The sequence below is a fragment of the Peribacillus sp. Hz7 genome (genome assembly GCF_042136355.1).
GTDB classification, from domain to species: Bacteria; Bacillota; Bacilli; order Bacillales; family DSM-1321; genus Peribacillus; species Peribacillus asahii_A.
Window position 1 is genome coordinate 116,118 of sequence record NZ_JBHHJV010000011.1, and the last position, 17,851, is coordinate 133,968.

The following is a 17,851-nucleotide window of genomic DNA, read 5'->3' on the forward strand; positions in this document are numbered from 1 at the left end:
AAACCAGAAGCCTGTGTCAAAGTCATCTCTCTTCTATTTAAATTGTGTAATTACATTAAACCCATATGTTTTATAGCTTGTCATATCATGAAGCACCTCAGATACATCATCTAAGGCAATCTCACGTGAAACGAGTGACTTTGGATTTAACTTCCCTTGAGCAATCAATGCTAGTAAACCATTATACTCCGAGCGAGGGTTACCTAGACTTCCGACCACTTCTAACTCCATTGCCGTAATCGCATCAATCGGAAGACCAACTAAGCCCCCTTCATTTTTTGTAGTTAAACCGATTTGAACATGTCGGCCTCCTTTGCGTAAAGAAGTGACCGAATTTAAAATCGTTTCTTGAATTCCAAGTGCTTCGATGGATGCATGTGCCCCACCCTTCGTTATTTCTCGAATGGCTTCCACGACATTTTCTTGGCGAGCGTTCACACCAACAACGGCACCTTCCTCCTTAGCCATGTCCAATTTAGCCTCATCTACATCAACTGCAATGACTTGAGCGCCTATCGCATTGGCAACTTGAACAGCAGATAGCCCAACACCTCCTGCACCATGAACAACAAGCCAATTCCCTGGCTTAATATTGCTGCGCATGACGCCATGATAGCCAGTCATATAGCGACAACCAATAGCTGCAGCTGTAAGCGTGTCCACTTCATCAGGAAGAGCAACTAAGTTAAAATCCCCATTTGGTACTTTCACATATTCTGCATACGCTCCATCATAACTAAATCCAAAAATTTGTAAAGAATCACAGCGATTTGATTGACCACTCAAACAGTTTAAACAATGTGAGCACCCTTCGTGGAAAGGAGTCGTTACTCGATCCCCTGGACGAAAGTTTTTCACTTCTTTTCCTACCGCTTCAACAACACCGCCTAATTCATGACCTGGAATAATCGGAAGTACGGGACTTAAACCAATCCATTCCCAATCTCCCATCCAAGCATGCCAATCACTACGGCACACTCCGCTTGCTTCGACTTTCACAATGACATCATGCGGACCTGGAGTTGGGTCAGGTACATGACCTACTCTTAACGGTTTTCTTTGTTCAATAATTTGAGCAGCTCTCATATGCTTGTCCCCCTTAATTACAGTATTTGCATATTGTTAACGCCTTCTTTATCAAAGATATTCCGCAAGTCCTTTAAACATGAACAAAAAACTTTCTTCAACAAACATAATTAAACCCTGCCTGTTTTTATATATAAACGGGCAGGGTTTCTATTTGGCTTCAACTGCGAGATCCGTAGTCATCACGTCCTTTTTCATTAACTAGCTTGATTATCATATTCATTCAATTGTTCTTTCGTTAAGTGTGTTACAAAATGATAAAAAGTCATCGACTCCATTCCGTAATTTTCACATGCTCTTTTATAGCTTTCATATGCTTCACGATACGTTTCCATCTTCGCTTCCCCCTGTTGTATAACAATTATTTAAGTTATATAAAATATATAACAGAACCACCACTGTGTCAATACATTTCTAAAAATAAAAATCTGTTATATAACAAATTTTTCGATCGATTTTTGCCATTATCCCTCTTTTTAATTACCATAAATTACTGATAGCGTTTAGATCTAACATGAATTAGGATTATATTCGAATATACATTTTTAAGATGTGCCACTATCGGTTCATCTGGAAAACTTATAGTTTCATTGTTTGTTATCTTATATCTCACTTTATGTTGTCATTAAAAATTATAGAGCGAAACAGATTCCTGGATTTTCCCAGACCTATATATTAACGATAAATTCAAAGATGCCCTGGATTTACAGTTTTATTCGACTAAATACAATGAATTGGATACCATTGTGGAGCTTGCTAAAGGTAAAACTTTAAGTGGATATTTGACTTATCGAGTATCACCAGGTAAAAAATTAGAATTAGTGTATAAAGATTTTGATAGCTTTGATGAAATTACATTTTTCGGAACAAATTAATCCAGCTCATTCCAAAATATAATAAAAAGACTGATCATAGAATGCTAGTGATCAGTCTTTTATTGTTTATTTACCCTTATTAATAGCTAAGCTTTTTTTGCAACACTATGTATTTTTGCGTTAACAAACTAACTACGACAAACACGATAAATGAAATCACGATGGGTAACACAACGATATGCATACCGAGTACATTCGGCTAAAAACAATCAAATATAATAACTAGCAAAATAAAGAATGGAATACCAAGTACAATTCCAATTTCCGCTTCTTTAAAGCCATCATCATTTACAGAGCAGAAAACAAAAGTGTATTTTTCTACCATTTTTTTTAAAATAACAAAAGGAATTTCACCTAATAATAGCGAATATTTAAAGTTATAAATTATTGAAAGTTCGGTGCAACTATGTCTTTGATAACAAAAAATTTGTTAATTAACTTCCTATTTACTATTCTTCCTTTATTTTTGGTACAAATGATTTACTTCGCCAAATATTCTTATAAATTCGAAAACTTCAAAAAAGGGACATTTGCCATTTTCCCTATCGCCTCCCTTATTCTTTGTATGATGTTCCCTGTTGATACAGGGCCTTATTATGTATGGGATCTTCGTTGGGTTCCCTTTATCCTAGGTTGGTTATATGGCGGATATAAATTAGGAATTCCTTTATTATTCTTAATGTTATTCATTCGCTTTTGGCTAAATGGCGATAACGGCTTTTATATAGCATGTATTACTTTCTTTTCTTTTTCTATTGTACTATTCTTTATATCTAAATATTTTTTTCAATTTTCTGTAAAATATAAAGTGATAATAAGCACTTCACTAACTTTTATCGGTTTACTGCTCTCCCTGTTGGTATCTGAACAACTATTTGACATAAACAGAGAAGCAAATCTATGGGTACAATATATTTCCATTGAAATTATTGCGATGGTGTTTACGAACTTGCTGTGGGAAGTCATTCAAGCTAATTTCCACATACTTCAAAAGTTAGTGAAAGCAGAGAAACTACAAATGGTTAGTCATTTAGCAGCCAGTATTTCTCATGAAGTTCGTAATCCACTCACCGCCAGTAGAGGATTTATCCAAATGCTATCTGAGGAGACCTCTGACCAAAAAAGAAAACAATATACAGAAATTGCACTACAAGAACTGGATCGTGCAACAGAAGTCATTAATGATTATTTAACATTTGCTAAGCCTGCGCTTGAAAAAGAAGAAAAAATCAATGTTGCGGAGGAAATTCAGCATGCCATCAATGTCATTACCCCTTTAGCTAATATGAACAGCATACAAATCAAACTATCTTTATTAGATGATGGCCAATATGTCGTTAAGGGAGAGCGCAAAAAGTTTCAACAATGTTTAATTAATATGTTAAAAAACGGCATAGAATCTATGGGGATTAACGGAAAACTGCACATTATTCAAACCAATACTCAGCATACCATTCAAATCGATATTCAAGATGAAGGAACAGGTATGACACAAGAACAAATCAATCGCCTTGGGGAGCCCTATTTTACAACAAAAGAAAAAGGCACAGGGCTTGGAATGATGGTTTCGTATAGTATTATTAATCAAATGAATGGCCAGATTACAGTCGTAAGTGAACAAGGAATAGGAACTTGCTTTTCTATCAAGCTTCCTATTTATCAATAAATTATTTTTTAAATTTTTATTGTACACCTTCCAGATTTATGATATTTTAAATATAAATTTTAAAACTATTTAATTAATTCACTAGGGGATCCCTTGATAAGGGCTGAGAATAAAGTAGTTACTTTTAAACCCTCATAACCTGAACAGGTTCGCACCTGCGTAGGGAAGTGTTCGTTATTCTTTGTGCTTATTTGTGTACAAATAACAAAACCACTTTCCTATTTAAGGTTAGTGGTTTTTTTGCGTGTACTACTAGTAAAGAGGAGTAAACGAATATGAAACTGATTGCTGTAACAGATGATTCACATACAGTTAGCGAACTGACAAGTATCATTTCTTCTATTCAAAATGTTGTTGATTATATCCATATTCGTGAAAAATCAAAAACGGCTCATGAAGTTCTGTTACTCATTCAGCTTTTAGAACAAGCAGATGTAAACAAAGAAAAACTCGTCATTCATGACCGCTTAGATATCGCGTTACTCACACAAATTTCGAATATCCATCTTCCATCACATAGCCTTCCTATCCAAAAAGTGAGAGAAAACTTTCCGCACTTACGGATTGGTCGTTCGATTCATTCTTTAGAAGAAGCAAAACAAGCACAAACAGATGGAGCGGATTATGTGTTATATGGACATTGTTTTGAAACAGATTGTAAAAAGGGACTGGCTCCAAATGGCATACATACTATTAGCAATATGAAACAAGCACTAAAAATCCCTGTATATGCCATTGGTGGCATTACACCAACTCGGGTAGACGCCCTTCAACAACTAAAAACAGACGGCATTGCGGTTATGTCGGGCATTTTTTCTTCACCAAATCCCTATGCATCCGCATTAGATTTTTTTAAATTATGTAAGGAGAATTCATGTGAAAACAAATTATGAAGTAGCCATTATAGGCGGTGGAATTATCGGCTGCTCCATCGCCTACTATTTAGCGAAAGAACAGATTGATGTTGCCGTGTTTGAGGAAAAGCAACTAGCTAGTAAATCGACAAGTGCAGCAGCTGGTATGTTAGGAGCTCATTCAGAATGCAATGATCTTGAGATTTTCTATCCTTTTGCAAGAAAGAGTCAACTAGCCTATTTCCAGCTTCAAGATGAGCTAAAAGAGCTAAGCGGTATCGATATTGAGTTAAGAAAAGGCGGAATTTTTCAGCTCGCTTATTCAGAGGCTGAAAAAAGTGAGCTAAGTTCTACCCTCTCCCTTCCTACCGTCAAATGGTATGACAGAGATAATGTACGACATGAAGAATCTTCTGTTTCAACGAATATTATCGGAGCCGCTTTTATTGAAGATGATGTTAATGTCTTACCTAGTTCTGTTTGTCAAGCATTTGGAAAGAGTGCTCAAGTATTGGGGGCATCGATTTTTGAATATACATCCGTTTTCTCGATTCAAAAGCAAGACAGTTCCTATACGATTAAAACGAGCAAAGGAAATTTCCAAGCTAAATATGTCGTTGTCGCAAATGGTGTATGGAGCTCAAACTTTTTCCATCAGCTTGGTTTAACCAATACGCTTACTCCTGTCAAAGGGGAATGTGTATCAGTTTCAAGTGAAAAGCCGCTTTTAAAGCATACATTATTTCATGAACACTGCTATATTGTACCGCGAAACAACGGCAGACTTGTGCTTGGAGCCAGCATGGTCGAAAATGATTGGAATGAACAGGCAAGTCTTGGTGGTGTCGAGAATCTCATTGCTAAAGCAAAAACGATGCTCCCGTCCATCATCGATATGAAAATCGAGTCCTTTTGGGCAGGGCTTCGTCCACAAACGTTTGATCAAAAGCCATTTATCGGTCATCATCCTGATGATGAAGGCATTTTATTCGCCACAGGGCATTATCGAAATGGCATTTTGCTCGCTCCTGCCACAGGACAAATGATTCGAGATTTTATTATGAAAAAAGAAATAAGAAAAGATTGGATGGAAGCCTTTAAAATCAATCGCCAAAAGAGGTGAAATCATGAAGTCGATTCAATTAAACGGAAAAACTATTGAACTGCCAGAAACCGTACACTGTATTCAGGATTTACTTGAATTATATAAACTGGAAAACCGCATTGTTGTCGTAGAAGTAAATAAAGAAATTATTTATAAAGAGCAATACACAGCACAAGCATTATCAGATCGAGATACAGTAGAAATTGTTCATTTTGTAGGAGGAGGATGATAATCATGTTAAAAATAGCTCATCACACATTTCAATCAAAACTTTTACTAGGAACAGGGAAATTCCCTTCCTTTGAGGTTCAGAAGCAAGCCGTTGAAGTTTCTGGAACCGAGATTTTAACGTTTGCGGTTCGCAGAATGAATATTTTTGAAGAATCTCAACCAAACTTTCTTGAACAATTAGATTTAACTAAATATAAACTGCTTCCAAATACAGCTGGTGCCAAAACAGCTGAAGAAGCTGTTAGAATTGCTAAACTAGCAAAAGCTTCGGGCTTATGCGATATGATTAAAGTTGAAGTAATTGGCTGTGACAAATCTTTATTACCGGATCCTGTTGAAACACTAAAAGCTTCCGAAATGCTGTTAGCAGAAGGATTTATTGTCCTGCCTTATACCTCTGATGATGTTGTATTAGCTAAAAGGCTTGAACAACTTGGAGTTCATGCGATTATGCCTGGTGCATCGCCAATCGGCTCTGGAAAAGGACTCATCAATCCGTTAAATCTTCAATTTATTATCGAACAGTCTTCCGTCCCTGTCATTGTTGATGCCGGTATCGGTTCTCCGAAAGACGCTGCGTATGCAATGGAGCTAGGAGCAAATGGCGTTTTACTTAATACAGCTGTTTCAGGTGCAAAAGACCCTGTCAAGATGGCACTGGCTATGAAACTAGCGATTGAAGCCGGGCACCTTGGCTATGAAGCCGGAAGAATAGCAGAGAAAAACTACGGTGAAGCAAGCAGCCCTACAACGGGGATGGTGACTTCTTGATTAATCGCTATCAAAAACAAGCATTATTTTTAGGCAATAATGAACAGGAACAATTACAACAAGCACATGTACTCATTATAGGAGCAGGTGCACTAGGATCAGCTAATGCAGAAATGCTTGCACGAGCAGGTGCCGGGACCATTACGATTGTGGACCGCGATTATGTCGAATATAGTAATTTACACCGACAACATCTTTATACAGAAGCAGATGCGATGAATAAGCTACCAAAAGCAGTGGCAGCCAAAAATCGTCTGCAGCAAATAAACAGTGAGATTACTATTAACAGTCACATTGTCGATATCAATGCCTCTAATATTGAAGCATTTGTCCAAGGTCAATCAATTATTATTGATGCAACAGACAACTTTGAAACAAGAATGGTTGTAAATGATGCCGCTGTTAAACAAGGCGTGCCTTTTATATTCGGTGCCTGTGTAGCTAGTTACGGTCTAACTTTTTCTATCATTCCAGGTAAGACTCCCTGTTTACATTGTTTAATGAATCACTTGCCCCTTGATGGCATGACGTGTGATACAGTCGGCGTTATTGATCCAATCGTTCAAATCATCGCATCGTTTCAAGTGACACAGGCTTTAAAGTTACTCACTGGTCACGAGCTTGTACCAACGCTTCAATCAATCGATATTTGGAAAAATGAAAAAGCGGACATTACAATCGCTACTATGAAAAATAAACATTGCCCGACATGCGGTGAGAAAGCGACCTATCCATATCTATCATTTGAAAACCAAACAAAAACAGATGTTTTATGTGGTCGAGATGCCGTGCAAATTCGCCCAGGTATCTCCCTTACGCTCTCACTAGATCGCTTGAAAGAAAGCTTACAACCGTTTGTTACTCAAGTGACGGTCAACCCTTATTTACTGTCATGCACATTTGAAGACTATCGAATCGTTATATTTAAAGATGGTCGTGCGATTATTCACGGCACACATGATTCGAAAAGAGCACGAGTCGTATATAATCGAATCATTCAATGTTATTCATGATAAAGACTTTATAATAATGAGGTAAGTATCTATTATAAAAGATAGGTACTTACCTTTTTACATTTATCGATACTATCTTAATAAAATTATAGTATGATAAAAAGCGAATATTATTGTATGGCATGTATTTAAGTCCCTATGAAAGGAAGCTTGCTTTGATTGAAATTTTACTTTTAAACTTTCTTTTTTTACTTCTTCCCGTTTTAACGTTTCTTATTTTTTTTGAAAATAGATTACCAGCTAGGCATCATACATTCATTTATATTTTACTTTCAGCTGCTTCCATGTTTTTATGTATGGCCTACCCTATTAAACTAGAAGTAGGATTTATTTTTGATTTACGCTTCGTCCCTTTTCTCATTCTCGCACTTTACAATGGATACAAAATGGTGTTCCCACTTTATGTAGTACTTAATATTTATCGATTCTTTATTGGCGGAGAAGGTGTTATACAGTCTTTCTTGTTCTCTTCCGTTATTTTTATAGTAATTCCTTTATTCAAAGGAAAATTCATTCAACTACATTCAAAAAACAGGGTCTTATATGCAACAGTAACAGCTTTTTTTACTATGTTCCTGTATCTTCTTACCTTAAGCTTTCAAGTGCCAATCAATCAAGAATTTTGGGAATTAACATTCTACGCTATCATTACTTACAGTATTGCAATAATGATTATTACTACTTTAATAGAAAAAATTATCGCTAATATGAAAGAGCGAGAAACGTTTATTCATTCAGAGAAGTTAAATATCGTGAGTGAATTATCAGCTAGTGTAGCTCATGAAATAAGAAATCCACTGACTGTTACAAACGGCTTTCTCCAATTATTAAATACATCCAAAACGATAAGTATGGAGGAAAAGAAGTACATTGAATATTCCTTACTTGAATTAGAACGTGCCGAAAAAATCGTGAGTGATTTTTTAGTTTTTGCTAAACCGCAATCGAACAATATGGTTTACTCTAATTTTAAAGCAGAAATAGAATATGTAACAAACGTCATGACGCCCTATGCAAATATGCATCATGTTGCTATACAGGTAAATTTTAATAACTCCTTATATAAAACATTTGATATAAATCAAATTCAGCAATGTTTAATTAATTTGTACAAAAATGGAATCGAAGCAATGAAAAAAGATGGCGGTACTCTATATATCGATGTTTTAGAACGAAAGAAAAAGATCTTCATCCAAATTAGAGATACTGGAACGGGAATGACAAGTGAAGAAATTTCACATTTAGGAAAACCCTATTATTCTACGAAAAAAGAAGGTACAGGACTGGGTATGCTTATGGTATACAGTACAATCAGCAAAGTGAAAGGAAAAATTGAGGTAGAAAGTGAAGTTGGACAAGGAACCACTTTTCTCATTACCATTCCTGTTTGATACTGCTTGCTATTTTTAAACGTCATTAGCTTTTATTAGCGATGAAAATATGCTATAACATATTGAACAGTTCTTATTGCTACAGAACTCGAAAGGATGGCATATATGTTAAATGATTTCAAAAAATTTGCTTTAAAAGGAAATGTTGTCGATCTAGCGGTCGGGGTTATTATTGGAGCCGCCTTCGGTAAAATTGTCTCATCTCTAGTAGAAGATGTTATTATGCCACTGATTGGTTTGCTTCTTGGGGGCATCAGTTTTGCAAACTTGCAATTTACACTAGGAGATGCTGTTGTAAAATACGGAAATTTCATTCAAACGATTGTTGACTTTGTCATTGTGGCCTTTTCTATTTTTATATTCATTCGAGTATTCAATCGTTTACAAAGAAAGAAAGATAAAGAAGAGATTGCAGAACCAGCAAAGCCTACACGTGAGGAAGAATTATTAACGGAAATTCGTGATTTATTAAAAGCACAAAAATAAGAAGGATAAGGGTTTATGTCTAGCACTTATCCATACATTCAAGTCCCCTTCAATACCGAAGGGGACTTGAATTTACATTCTCACAATAACCGATCCTCCGCCTGACGTTACAACACGATTTTGCTGTTGCTCCATCTTTCGTAATAATTTATTATTCTGTTCCATCAATTGAATAAGCCTGCCTAATTGATTTTCAAGCATAGTTATTCTTTGGATGATTTGTTGTGAATCTACAAACTCCGGCATACTTTGAACCGGATAATTCGGATGTGAATTTCTGTGCGGATACATAAACTAACTCCTCCTCACCTAGATCTAGGTAATCCATTTTATGTGCTATAAACGTGAGTGTTCGCCTATTTTACTTATCCAACACCATTAAATATTCCAAAAACATAGTAAACTAATAGATGGTTTATTTTATACACCTACCTCATTAATATCGTTAGTGTTTTTTATGTAGAAAGTATCAACTCAACGAATGATTCAATGATTAGAAAACCGCACTAAAAAAGAAAAGATTAGAAAAACACCCCTGATATGGTGAAATAAAATCAGGGGATTACTTTTCTTAAATTTCTTTTGTACCACGACTAAAGCTGTTTAATTTAGCCATCAATGCCATTAACGCTGGTATAAAAATCGGCAGCATGACAAAACTTAGTAGAATTAATGCAATAATAACAGCCGTTGCTATTTCGATGAGTGTGACAACTCCGGAAGGATACAAAGCAGCAAACGTTCCTCCCAAAATAATTGCAGCTGAAATAACAACTCCACCAATATGACGCGCCGCTTCTATAATAGCGGTCACCTGAAATACACCTTCTTCTATTTCACGATAGCGCATCATTAAGAAAATACTATAATCGACTCCTAATGCAATGACCATAATAAAACTAAAGAACGGAACATTCCAGCTTAAATAATCCACATCTAAAATTTTTGTACAAATCATTTCGGCAATTCCAATAGATGTACTATATGCTAGTATTAAAGAGCCGATAATGAAAATAGGCTGCCAAAATGAGCGAGTGATGATAATAAGAACAAGCCCTATGCCAATTAACATAATTGTTGCAGTGCGACTAAAATCCCCACTAGCAATATCCTGTAAATCTGCATTTTGCGATGTTTTTCCACCAATCGCTACTTGCGCTTTTGATAATTCACTTCCTTTTAACGAAGCTTCTACTTGTTTTTCAATATTTCTAACAACTAACATCGCTTCTGCTGAATAAGGATTCACATCTAAAATAATATTCATTCGAACCGTTTGACGATCACTAGACATATACATATCTAATGCCTTTTGGAAATCCTCACTTTTCATTACCTCTTTAGGAATATACAATTGATCAGAGGCCTCTGACTCACTAAGTCCACTTAAATAGCCCCTAGCATCATCCAGCCCATTACTTACTTCATCCAATCCTTCTGAACTTTTTGAAAGGCCTGACTGTAGTTTTTTCATTTTCTTTTCTAAATCATTTAGTCCAGTTTGCAGTTGTTTTTGTCCTGCATTAATTTGTTGTAAGCCTGATTGTAAATCTGTCGTTTTATTGGCAATCTGGCTAGAACCTGCTGCACCGTCTCGTAAACCACTTTGTAAACTTACCGCTCCTGACTGTAACTTACCTACTCCAGTCTCCATTTGTGATAAGCCTTTGTTCACTTGTGCCAGTGCTGTATTCGCCTCTTTAAAGGAAGACATCGCTGCGTTATATTGAGGTGTCACTTTACTCAACTCTTCCGCCAGTTTTCCTAATTGTTCTTTTCCTGATTTGGCAATTCCAATTGTTTTCTGTACATTTGAATCATTGGCTGCTTCTGGGTTAGCTTGAATATAACTTGTCATTAAAGTTTCAATTTGTTCGTAACCAGCCTTAGCACCCGTTATTGCTTGTTCGATACTAGAAAATTGATTACCGACAGCACCTAACCCTACTTGCAGTTGATTATAGCTTTTAGCTAATTCAGCAGTCCCATTTGATAATGTCCCGACTGTTTCTTTTAATGAAGCGAGACCCGTTGCTAATTGCTCTGCTCCTTGGGCCCCATCATTCATTCCTGCCGTTACTTGATTCATGGCCTCTCCCATGGCTGAAACGCCATTTTGTAATGCACTCGTGCCATCGATTAACTGCTGTACACTGTCTTGTCCATTCGTATTACTTGCTAGCTGATCTCCAGTAGAAGAAAAACCTTCGCTTATTTTCCCAATTCCTTCATTAGCGTCACCGATTCCCTTATAAAGGGTATTTGTTTGATTATCAATATATAAATCTTCTATTTTTTCACCAGCTGGACGTGTGGGCGTATAGACATTTGATACACTATCAATCTTCAACAATTTATTGGATAATTCATCCAAAATTTGTAGTGACTCTTGATTATCTAACTTCTGACCTGATTGAATAACTAGAGTAGTTGGTGACGAAAAACCTGGTGGAAAATGGTCATCAATAATCTGAATACCTTGCTTAGATGCATAGACATCATCCACTTCTAAAAGGTCATTATAACTAAGTACACTACTATACTTTAATAAAAATGGCGTACATAATATCGCTACTACTATGATAGATATAATTGGTCGTAACACCGATTTGCTTGCAAGAAATGCCCAGATACGACTATCTGCATGTCCCTCAAACCGTTTAATCGGCCAGAACATTCTTTTTCCAAGTACAGCCATAAAAAATGGATTTAGAGTAATTAAAACTAGAAGTAGAATTGCCACTCCAATGGCTACAGGAGAACTTGCTTGATAGAGCTTAAACTCCGCCAAAATAAGCGCCATAAAGCCAATAAAAACAGCAATACCACTATATAAGACCGTTTTTCCTGCTGATTTATAAGTTACTTTAATCGCAGAAAGTACATCCTCTTGCTTACTAAGTTCTTCTTTAAATCGGGTATATAATAAAATATTATAGTCGGTCCCAATTCCAAACAAAATCACCACTAAAAACACTTGTGTAAAGTTAGAAAATGGATAATTAAACTGGTCAACTAAATGAGCGATAATTCCTAAGGAAACGATATAAGATACTCCAACTGTTAACAGAGAAATGACTGGAACAATTGGCGATCTAAAGATAAGAATTAATACAGCTAAAATAAAAATAACAGCAATTTTTTCTGTTGTTTTAATGCCTTCTTGCGAAGATTGAACAAAGTCTTCTCCAACTACTTCGCTTCCTGTTAGATAGGTGTTTACCCCTTTTATCTCTATCCCTTTATAAAGGCGATCAGTTACCTCACTTATCGTCCCGGTCTCTCTCTCCACAGATATTTGCGTTAGAATGGTTGTTTGATCTTCAGAAAATAGTTGTTTTTCAACTTCTTTACTATCCAGATGAGAAACAATATCTTTAATTCCTAACTGTTCTTTCTTAGCTTTCAATTGATTAATAACTGATTCAATCTGTTCTTTTTGTTCTTTCGTTAATTCATGATCATTTCCACTATTGAAAACAGCAATAATCTGATAGGCTTCATCTCCATTTTCATCCATCTCTTTAATCATCGATTGCGCAACTTCACTTTGTGCATTTTCAGGAATTGTCAATTGCCCTTTGTCTCTTACTAATTGGTTCATATCAGGCATTGTAAGAACTGTTATAATCGTCAGTACAATCCATATAAATAAAGATAATGTCCTCCAATTCTTTACTTTCTTCATTGTATTTCTCCTTCCCCTTTTAGGAATGAATATTCATTCCGCATATTTCAACGCTATCCAAGTCAATGAGCTTTGATAGCATTCCAACAACATTCTTCAATATTAACTAATAGTTCTGGTGTCTCTTCAAGTATATTCATGCGCATTAGTTTAAATAATTGAACAATAGCACCATATACGATCGCTATTAAAGCATCAGCAGGCATTGAACAAATATCTCCTTGTTTTTTGCCCCTCTCTAAAATCGACCGAAGAAATTCAAGAAAATCAGCAAACAGCTTTTGACTCTTCTCATCTAAGTAATGAGTGCTGCAGTGAGAATCAATAAAGTGCAGGGCATGTTCATTATGATTCACAAATTGAATAATTTGAAAAAATATATGACGATGATGTAAACGAATATTTGTTAGATCGTTCGGAAAATTATCCTTGACTATTTCGGATAATCGAGTAACCCAATATTGAAATAAACAATTAAAAAGCGCTTCTTTATTTTCAAAATAGCGATAGATTGTACCCGCTCCTACTTTTGCTTTATCGGCAATCATCGGTATCGTTGTCCCATCGAATCCTCGTTCAGCGAATAAAATTAAAGCTGCGTCTAATACATCATCGCGTTTGTTTGTAACCATATATTCCTCCTTCTAAAAACGGAATGAATGTTCATTTCGTTTTATTATATCAAAAAGAAAATTTGAGAATCAACGATTTGTTTTTGAATCAGAAGCATCATTCTTCCTGCTATCGGGAAAGTTTTTTCCTGCAAATAAAAGAGACTGAACCAAAGTTGGAACAGTCTCTCTGCATTAGATATATTAAGCTTTATTTACGTTTGTTGCTTGCGGTCCACGTTGGCCTTCTTCTAGCTCAAATGTAACCTCTTGGCCTTCTTCTAATGTTTTGTAACCTTCACCTTGAATAGCCGAAAAGTGAACAAATACATCATCGCCACCTTCTCGCTCAATGAAGCCAAATCCTTTTTCACTGTTGAACCATTTTACTTTACCGCGTTCCATTTAATGCAACCTCCTAAATATGTAAATCAAACTACAATTTCGCCTTGCGTCTGTAGTTTGACCAAAAATAAATCATTTCATACATACTACTCGAAAAGTTATTTTGATACAAAAATGATTCGGTTGTCGTTTAATAAACGGATTGTTCGTCTAATGCATATATTCTTCCTAAAGAGGGAAAAACAATGGAGTATTATGTAGAGGTTGTGAGCATATTAATCAATTTTGTAAAAGATATCCGAATTATCTCGAGCTAACTTTTCGCTCTTCTCTATCTCGTATAAATAATGTAGCCAAGTTACTTTTTCTTAACCGTTTATTTTGATACATTGCTTTATCAGCAGTAATGCGTAACTGTCTCATATTACCTAATGAACAATCCGTATACGCATAGCCTTTGGAAATTTTTAAAGTAAGTGTATTATCTTCTAAATTATATTTCATTAATTCATAATCGATTTGTTTCATAAGTTGAATAACGTTACTTTCCTCTACATTAATCATCAAAATCGTAAATTCATCTCCGCCAATTCGGGATACAATAATATGTTCATTAGAATACTGATTTAAAAACTGGGCAGCACTCTTAATTAATTCGTCTCCTGCCTCATGCCCCATCTGATCATTTATATATTTCAGTTCATCTAAGTCACAGAGAATCATACCAACGGGTACGTCTAGATCTTGGTTGTACTTATTAACTTCCTGTTCGAAATACGCACGATTGTAAATCTTCGTCATATAATCATGCGAAGTATTATAGATTAATTCCTTTTGAAGTGAGCTTTGTAGCATACATGCTCTTACTTTCTCTTTATGATATAAGCTTGTCACAATAATTCCAATTATTAAACCACTTATTAAACCGACAGCAAACATATGTATACCTCTTAAGTACAGATAATTCCGTAATATTTTTGTTAGTTTGTTTCTATGAGACTACCCTAATCCTTTTTAATAGAAAAATGATTCTTTACATATAAAAAAACAGCCCCAACATGGAACTGTACTGTTTCTTAATTACAATTAAAAAGCCGCAATTGCCGTAGTTCAAGTAAGAAAGTTTTAAACCACCACTCCTCAAAGTGGGTGTTTGCAAAAACATTCCTGTTGTCCAGGTCAGTGACTAGGCTTAACATTCCTGTTTTAATATAAAACTCCCTATTACAGCTTAAAGGTTAAAACTTAATTATCATTACGTACAACGCAGCTTATAAAAGTATTGTACCGAAAAGCTTCAATAAAATCAATGTAATAATTTAATAATTAACTATCTTAATCTCTGATTATTGTTTGGGGCAACTCCATTAAAGGAATTGACTGCGATGAATTAAAAAAATCGGCTATAATAATACATATACAGATTATTCAGGAGGTAATGCTACCATGCTTTCTAATATTGGCTTCCCCGGATTACTATTAATTCTTACTTTAGCTCTTATCGTATTCGGCCCAAACAAGCTCCCGCAAATCGGACGAGCTATTGGATTAGCATTAAAAGAATTTAAAGAAGCAGCAAAAGATATCCCTAATGAAATACAAGAACAAGTAAAAGAAGAAATTCGAATGGCCAAAGAAAGTCTCCCAAATAAAGAAAAAGACACCGACTAAATGCCGGTGTCTTTGATGCGTTTGTGGCGAGAACCGTTGGGCCACATCCCAACGTTTAGCATAAAGCATATTCTTCGACTTACACAAATTAGCTCATCGCTTTATTAATATAGCATATTGAAAATGAGAACACAAGTAATTTTTCTCTTATAACACCATCGTCATTTGTGTTAATTCATCAGAAGAATGGGCAACCTGTTCAAATGCTTGGTTCATTCCTTCAAAAATATTACTTAACTCTGTCATTTCTGAAGCAATATTGATATTTTGTTCTTTAACATTATTCATTGATTCAACAATTTGATCAAAAAAGAGGCTCGTCTCTTTCCCTTCTTGTGTGCTCTTCCTAATATCTTCATTTACAACAGAAATCGACGTATTCATAGTGCTTGTATACCGACGAATTCCCTCGACAAGCTTTGAAACCTCCGATACAGAAGTTTTTGTATGTTCCGCTAATTTCCTTACCTCATCTGCGACAACGGCAAAGCCTCTTCCATTTTCTCCAGCTCGTGCCGCTTCAATCGCTGCGTTTAATGCTAATAAGTTCGTTTGTTCAGCAATCGATGTTACCATCGTGACAATCCGCTCAATTTCCTTAGACGTTGAAGTTAATTGCTCCATTTCCACAGCGATATACTTCATATTATCCTGTGCCTGATTCATTAATTCCTCCAGCGCTTTCAAACGTCGAAGACCTTCTTTCGATTTTTCTTCCGTTTTAATCGCAATCTCTGAACCTGTTTCCGTGATTTGATGAATCTCAGACACTTTATTAACGATTTGAACACTCGTTGCGCTCGTTTCTTCACTAATAGCAGCCAATTGCGCGGCGTTGTTGTTCACCTGTACACGAAGCGCTTTTTTCTCTTTATCGTTTTGATGACGAATACGCTTATTTTCTAGTTCATATGCTTCTAATACAATCTGCTGCTCTAAATTAATGATTTTCGTAATACTTAACGCCATTTCATGATAGTGCTGTACACTATGACAAGTCGGCATAATAATCGTTAATATAGACTGCAGCAGATCCTGAAAGGCACTCATATACCATTTAGGGTCTAAGCCGATTCGAACATGGACATGAGCAATAGTATAGCGCTGTTCTACAAACTGATCATCAAGAACACCTAAAAACATCTCACCTATATGTTTTTGAAGTGATTGTCGTAACCGACTAACTGAACTATTGTTATCGATAATCTCCATTAGCGAAGATTCTTTTTCAAGATTCTTATAAAAACGACTCACTAAATCTACTAAATGTTCATTAACCGTATCTTGGATAGAACGAATCCTGCATAAATCTTCATGTGTTAAATGAATCATCTCAATTTGCGTTAATAACTTTGAGTATTTATGTAAATCAATTCGAACATCATTTTTATATGTTAAAAAATATTCTCTATCAACAGTAGGTTTATTTCTTTTCCATAAATTTTTCATAGTGCCTCCGATTCTCTTTGCCATCCCAAACTCATTATAGTACTTTTATTGTGGATGATGTATAAAATATGTAAAAATTATTAAGAATATCCTCATTTAGCTACTTTTGGACTAGTGTTTTATGACTACTAATTATTTTTCATATAATGAAAAATCACATGCAATATAACCATCGTTCTCAACTCACTTAAACTTCTTCCTTAACATTAGATTATCTAGAATATGAAATATTACCAGAAATTATTGAGGTCATCCTACTTCATCTACGATTAAATTCAATAAAAGCTAAAGTGTATCGCTAAAATAAAAAAAGCCAGGATTAAAATCCGGCTTCTCACTAAGAATCGAGCAATTGATCAATGTCTATTTTTTTAATTTCCTCAAATTTGTACTGTTCATCAACTAAACCCAATGTTTCTGCTAACAATTTATCAATATCTATTCTATCCATATTATTATGATACAATATTCCCCTAATTGTGTTAGTATCATAAACATTAAAGTATTGTTACTTTTCTTTTACGGCATAAAATATCCGCAATCAGTTCGGAGCAAACTATGGTCATGAGGTCATAAAAAAGGCAGTCAGTTTTTAAGGATAACTGACTG

At 35.4% G+C, this 17,851-nt stretch carries 18 protein-coding genes, 1 other RNA gene and 1 riboswitch; of the genes, 10 read left to right on the forward strand and 9 right to left on the reverse strand.

Annotated elements, in window-relative coordinates:
• Window positions 1-33: 33 nt before the first annotated feature.
• Together ACE199_RS15470 and ACE199_RS15475 are read right to left on the reverse strand one after the other, a co-directional pair.
• Complete coding sequence (locus ACE199_RS15470; protein ID WP_375350578.1) at window positions 34-1,086, reverse strand: zinc-dependent alcohol dehydrogenase family protein; 1,053 nt, start codon at window positions 1,084-1,086, stop codon at window positions 34-36.
• A gap of 197 nt (window positions 1,087-1,283) precedes the next feature.
• Complete coding sequence (locus tag ACE199_RS15475) at window positions 1,284-1,421, reverse strand: hypothetical protein (protein WP_164853174.1); 138 nt, start codon at window positions 1,419-1,421, stop codon at window positions 1,284-1,286.
• 411 nt (window positions 1,422-1,832) lie between these two features.
• Here ACE199_RS15475 and ACE199_RS15480 point away from each other — a divergent pair, with 411 nt between their 5' ends.
• From ACE199_RS15480 to mscL, 9 genes are all read left to right on the forward strand, one after another.
• Entirely contained in the window at window positions 1,833-1,961 is a 129-nt protein-coding gene (locus ACE199_RS15480) for a hypothetical protein (protein WP_375350579.1), read from the forward strand.
• A gap of 406 nt (window positions 1,962-2,367) precedes the next feature.
• Window positions 2,368-3,627, forward strand: a complete 1,260-nt coding sequence (locus ACE199_RS15485) for an ATP-binding protein (RefSeq protein WP_375350580.1) — start codon at window positions 2,368-2,370, stop codon at window positions 3,625-3,627.
• Window positions 3,628-3,700: 73 nt separating this feature from the next.
• A riboswitch (TPP riboswitch) is annotated at window positions 3,701-3,810 on the forward strand.
• A 92-nt stretch (window positions 3,811-3,902) separates the two neighbouring features.
• Complete coding sequence (gene tenI / locus ACE199_RS15490) at window positions 3,903-4,520, forward strand: thiazole tautomerase TenI (RefSeq protein ID WP_375350581.1); 618 nt, start codon at window positions 3,903-3,905, stop codon at window positions 4,518-4,520.
• Complete coding sequence (gene thiO / locus ACE199_RS15495; protein ID WP_375350582.1) at window positions 4,504-5,604, forward strand: glycine oxidase ThiO; 1,101 nt, start codon at window positions 4,504-4,506, stop codon at window positions 5,602-5,604. The genes tenI and thiO overlap by 17 nt, the downstream gene beginning before the upstream one ends.
• Before the next feature lie 4 nt (window positions 5,605-5,608).
• Window positions 5,609-5,815: a sulfur carrier protein ThiS gene (thiS, locus tag ACE199_RS15500; protein WP_119117943.1), complete on the forward strand. Its 207-nt coding sequence runs from the start codon at window positions 5,609-5,611 to the stop codon at window positions 5,813-5,815.
• Window positions 5,816-5,820: 5 nt separating this feature from the next.
• The gene (locus tag ACE199_RS15505) at window positions 5,821-6,588 is read left to right on the forward strand and encodes a thiazole synthase (RefSeq protein WP_252294851.1); all 768 of its coding nucleotides are present in this window, start codon (window positions 5,821-5,823) and stop codon (window positions 6,586-6,588) included.
• Window positions 6,585-7,601 (forward strand): ThiF family adenylyltransferase, encoded by a 1,017-nt coding sequence (locus ACE199_RS15510; protein WP_375350583.1) that lies wholly within the window; start codon window positions 6,585-6,587, stop codon window positions 7,599-7,601. The genes ACE199_RS15505 and ACE199_RS15510 overlap by 4 nt, the downstream gene beginning before the upstream one ends.
• A 155-nt stretch (window positions 7,602-7,756) precedes the next feature.
• Window positions 7,757-8,992: an ATP-binding protein gene (locus ACE199_RS15515; RefSeq protein ID WP_375350584.1), complete on the forward strand. Its 1,236-nt coding sequence runs from the start codon at window positions 7,757-7,759 to the stop codon at window positions 8,990-8,992.
• Window positions 8,993-9,097: 105 nt separating this feature from the next.
• On the forward strand, window positions 9,098-9,478 hold the full coding sequence (gene mscL, locus ACE199_RS15520) for a large conductance mechanosensitive channel protein MscL (RefSeq protein ID WP_375350585.1): 381 nt from the start codon (window positions 9,098-9,100) through the stop codon (window positions 9,476-9,478).
• Between the two features lie 72 nt (window positions 9,479-9,550).
• Here mscL and ACE199_RS15525 read toward each other — a convergent pair whose 3' ends face one another.
• From ACE199_RS15525 to ssrS, 6 genes are all read right to left on the reverse strand, one after another.
• Complete coding sequence (locus ACE199_RS15525; RefSeq protein WP_375350586.1) at window positions 9,551-9,769, reverse strand: hypothetical protein; 219 nt, start codon at window positions 9,767-9,769, stop codon at window positions 9,551-9,553.
• 280 nt (window positions 9,770-10,049) lie between these two features.
• Window positions 10,050-13,166, reverse strand: a complete 3,117-nt coding sequence (locus tag ACE199_RS15530; protein ID WP_375350587.1) for an MMPL family transporter — start codon at window positions 13,164-13,166, stop codon at window positions 10,050-10,052.
• A gap of 62 nt (window positions 13,167-13,228) precedes the next feature.
• A complete protein-coding gene (locus ACE199_RS15535; protein ID WP_375350589.1) occupies window positions 13,229-13,798 on the reverse strand; it encodes a TetR/AcrR family transcriptional regulator in 570 nt (189 codons plus the stop codon).
• A gap of 183 nt (window positions 13,799-13,981) precedes the next feature.
• On the reverse strand, window positions 13,982-14,182 hold the full coding sequence (locus ACE199_RS15540; protein WP_127760028.1) for a cold-shock protein: 201 nt from the start codon (window positions 14,180-14,182) through the stop codon (window positions 13,982-13,984).
• A gap of 243 nt (window positions 14,183-14,425) precedes the next feature.
• On the reverse strand, window positions 14,426-15,061 hold the full coding sequence (locus ACE199_RS15545; RefSeq protein ID WP_375350590.1) for a GGDEF domain-containing protein: 636 nt from the start codon (window positions 15,059-15,061) through the stop codon (window positions 14,426-14,428).
• Window positions 15,062-15,209: 148 nt separating this feature from the next.
• Window positions 15,210-15,398: non-coding RNA, 6S RNA (gene ssrS / locus ACE199_RS15550), on the reverse strand.
• A 170-nt stretch (window positions 15,399-15,568) separates the two neighbouring features.
• Here ssrS and tatA point away from each other — a divergent pair.
• Window positions 15,569-15,793 carry a twin-arginine translocase TatA/TatE family subunit gene (gene tatA, locus ACE199_RS15555; RefSeq protein ID WP_375350592.1) on the forward strand — a complete coding sequence of 75 codons (225 nt, stop codon included), beginning with the start codon at window positions 15,569-15,571 and terminating at the stop codon, window positions 15,791-15,793.
• Between the two features lie 147 nt (window positions 15,794-15,940).
• Here tatA and ACE199_RS15560 read toward each other — a convergent pair whose 3' ends face one another.
• The gene (locus tag ACE199_RS15560; RefSeq protein ID WP_375350593.1) at window positions 15,941-17,242 is read right to left on the reverse strand and encodes a protoglobin domain-containing protein; all 1,302 of its coding nucleotides are present in this window, start codon (window positions 17,240-17,242) and stop codon (window positions 15,941-15,943) included.
• Window positions 17,243-17,851: the final 609 nt, after the last annotated feature.

Excerpts from the sequence above, each read along its gene's own strand:
- ACE199_RS15470 (WP_375350578.1), bottom strand. The coding sequence starts at position 1,086 with ATGAGAGCTGCTCAAATTATTGAACAAAGAAAACCGTTAAGAGTAGGT.
- ACE199_RS15475 (WP_164853174.1), bottom strand. The coding sequence starts at position 1,421 with ATGGAAACGTATCGTGAAGCATATGAAAGCTATAAAAGAGCATGTGAA.
- ACE199_RS15485 (WP_375350580.1), top strand. The coding sequence starts at position 2,368 with ATGTCTTTGATAACAAAAAATTTGTTAATTAACTTCCTATTTACTATT.
- tenI (WP_375350581.1), top strand. The coding sequence starts at position 3,903 with ATGAAACTGATTGCTGTAACAGATGATTCACATACAGTTAGCGAACTG.
- thiS (WP_119117943.1), top strand. The coding sequence starts at position 5,609 with ATGAAGTCGATTCAATTAAACGGAAAAACTATTGAACTGCCAGAAACC.
- ACE199_RS15505 (WP_252294851.1), top strand. The coding sequence starts at position 5,821 with ATGTTAAAAATAGCTCATCACACATTTCAATCAAAACTTTTACTAGGA.
- mscL (WP_375350585.1), top strand. The coding sequence starts at position 9,098 with ATGTTAAATGATTTCAAAAAATTTGCTTTAAAAGGAAATGTTGTCGAT.
- ACE199_RS15525 (WP_375350586.1), bottom strand. The coding sequence starts at position 9,769 with ATGTATCCGCACAGAAATTCACATCCGAATTATCCGGTTCAAAGTATG.
- ACE199_RS15530 (WP_375350587.1), bottom strand. The coding sequence starts at position 13,166 with ATGAAGAAAGTAAAGAATTGGAGGACATTATCTTTATTTATATGGATT.
- ACE199_RS15535 (WP_375350589.1), bottom strand. The coding sequence starts at position 13,798 with ATGGTTACAAACAAACGCGATGATGTATTAGACGCAGCTTTAATTTTA.
- ACE199_RS15540 (WP_127760028.1), bottom strand. The coding sequence starts at position 14,182 with ATGGAACGCGGTAAAGTAAAATGGTTCAACAGTGAAAAAGGATTTGGC.
- ACE199_RS15545 (WP_375350590.1), bottom strand. The coding sequence starts at position 15,061 with ATGTTTGCTGTCGGTTTAATAAGTGGTTTAATAATTGGAATTATTGTG.
- tatA (WP_375350592.1), top strand. The coding sequence starts at position 15,569 with ATGCTTTCTAATATTGGCTTCCCCGGATTACTATTAATTCTTACTTTA.
- ACE199_RS15560 (WP_375350593.1), bottom strand. The coding sequence starts at position 17,242 with ATGAAAAATTTATGGAAAAGAAATAAACCTACTGTTGATAGAGAATAT.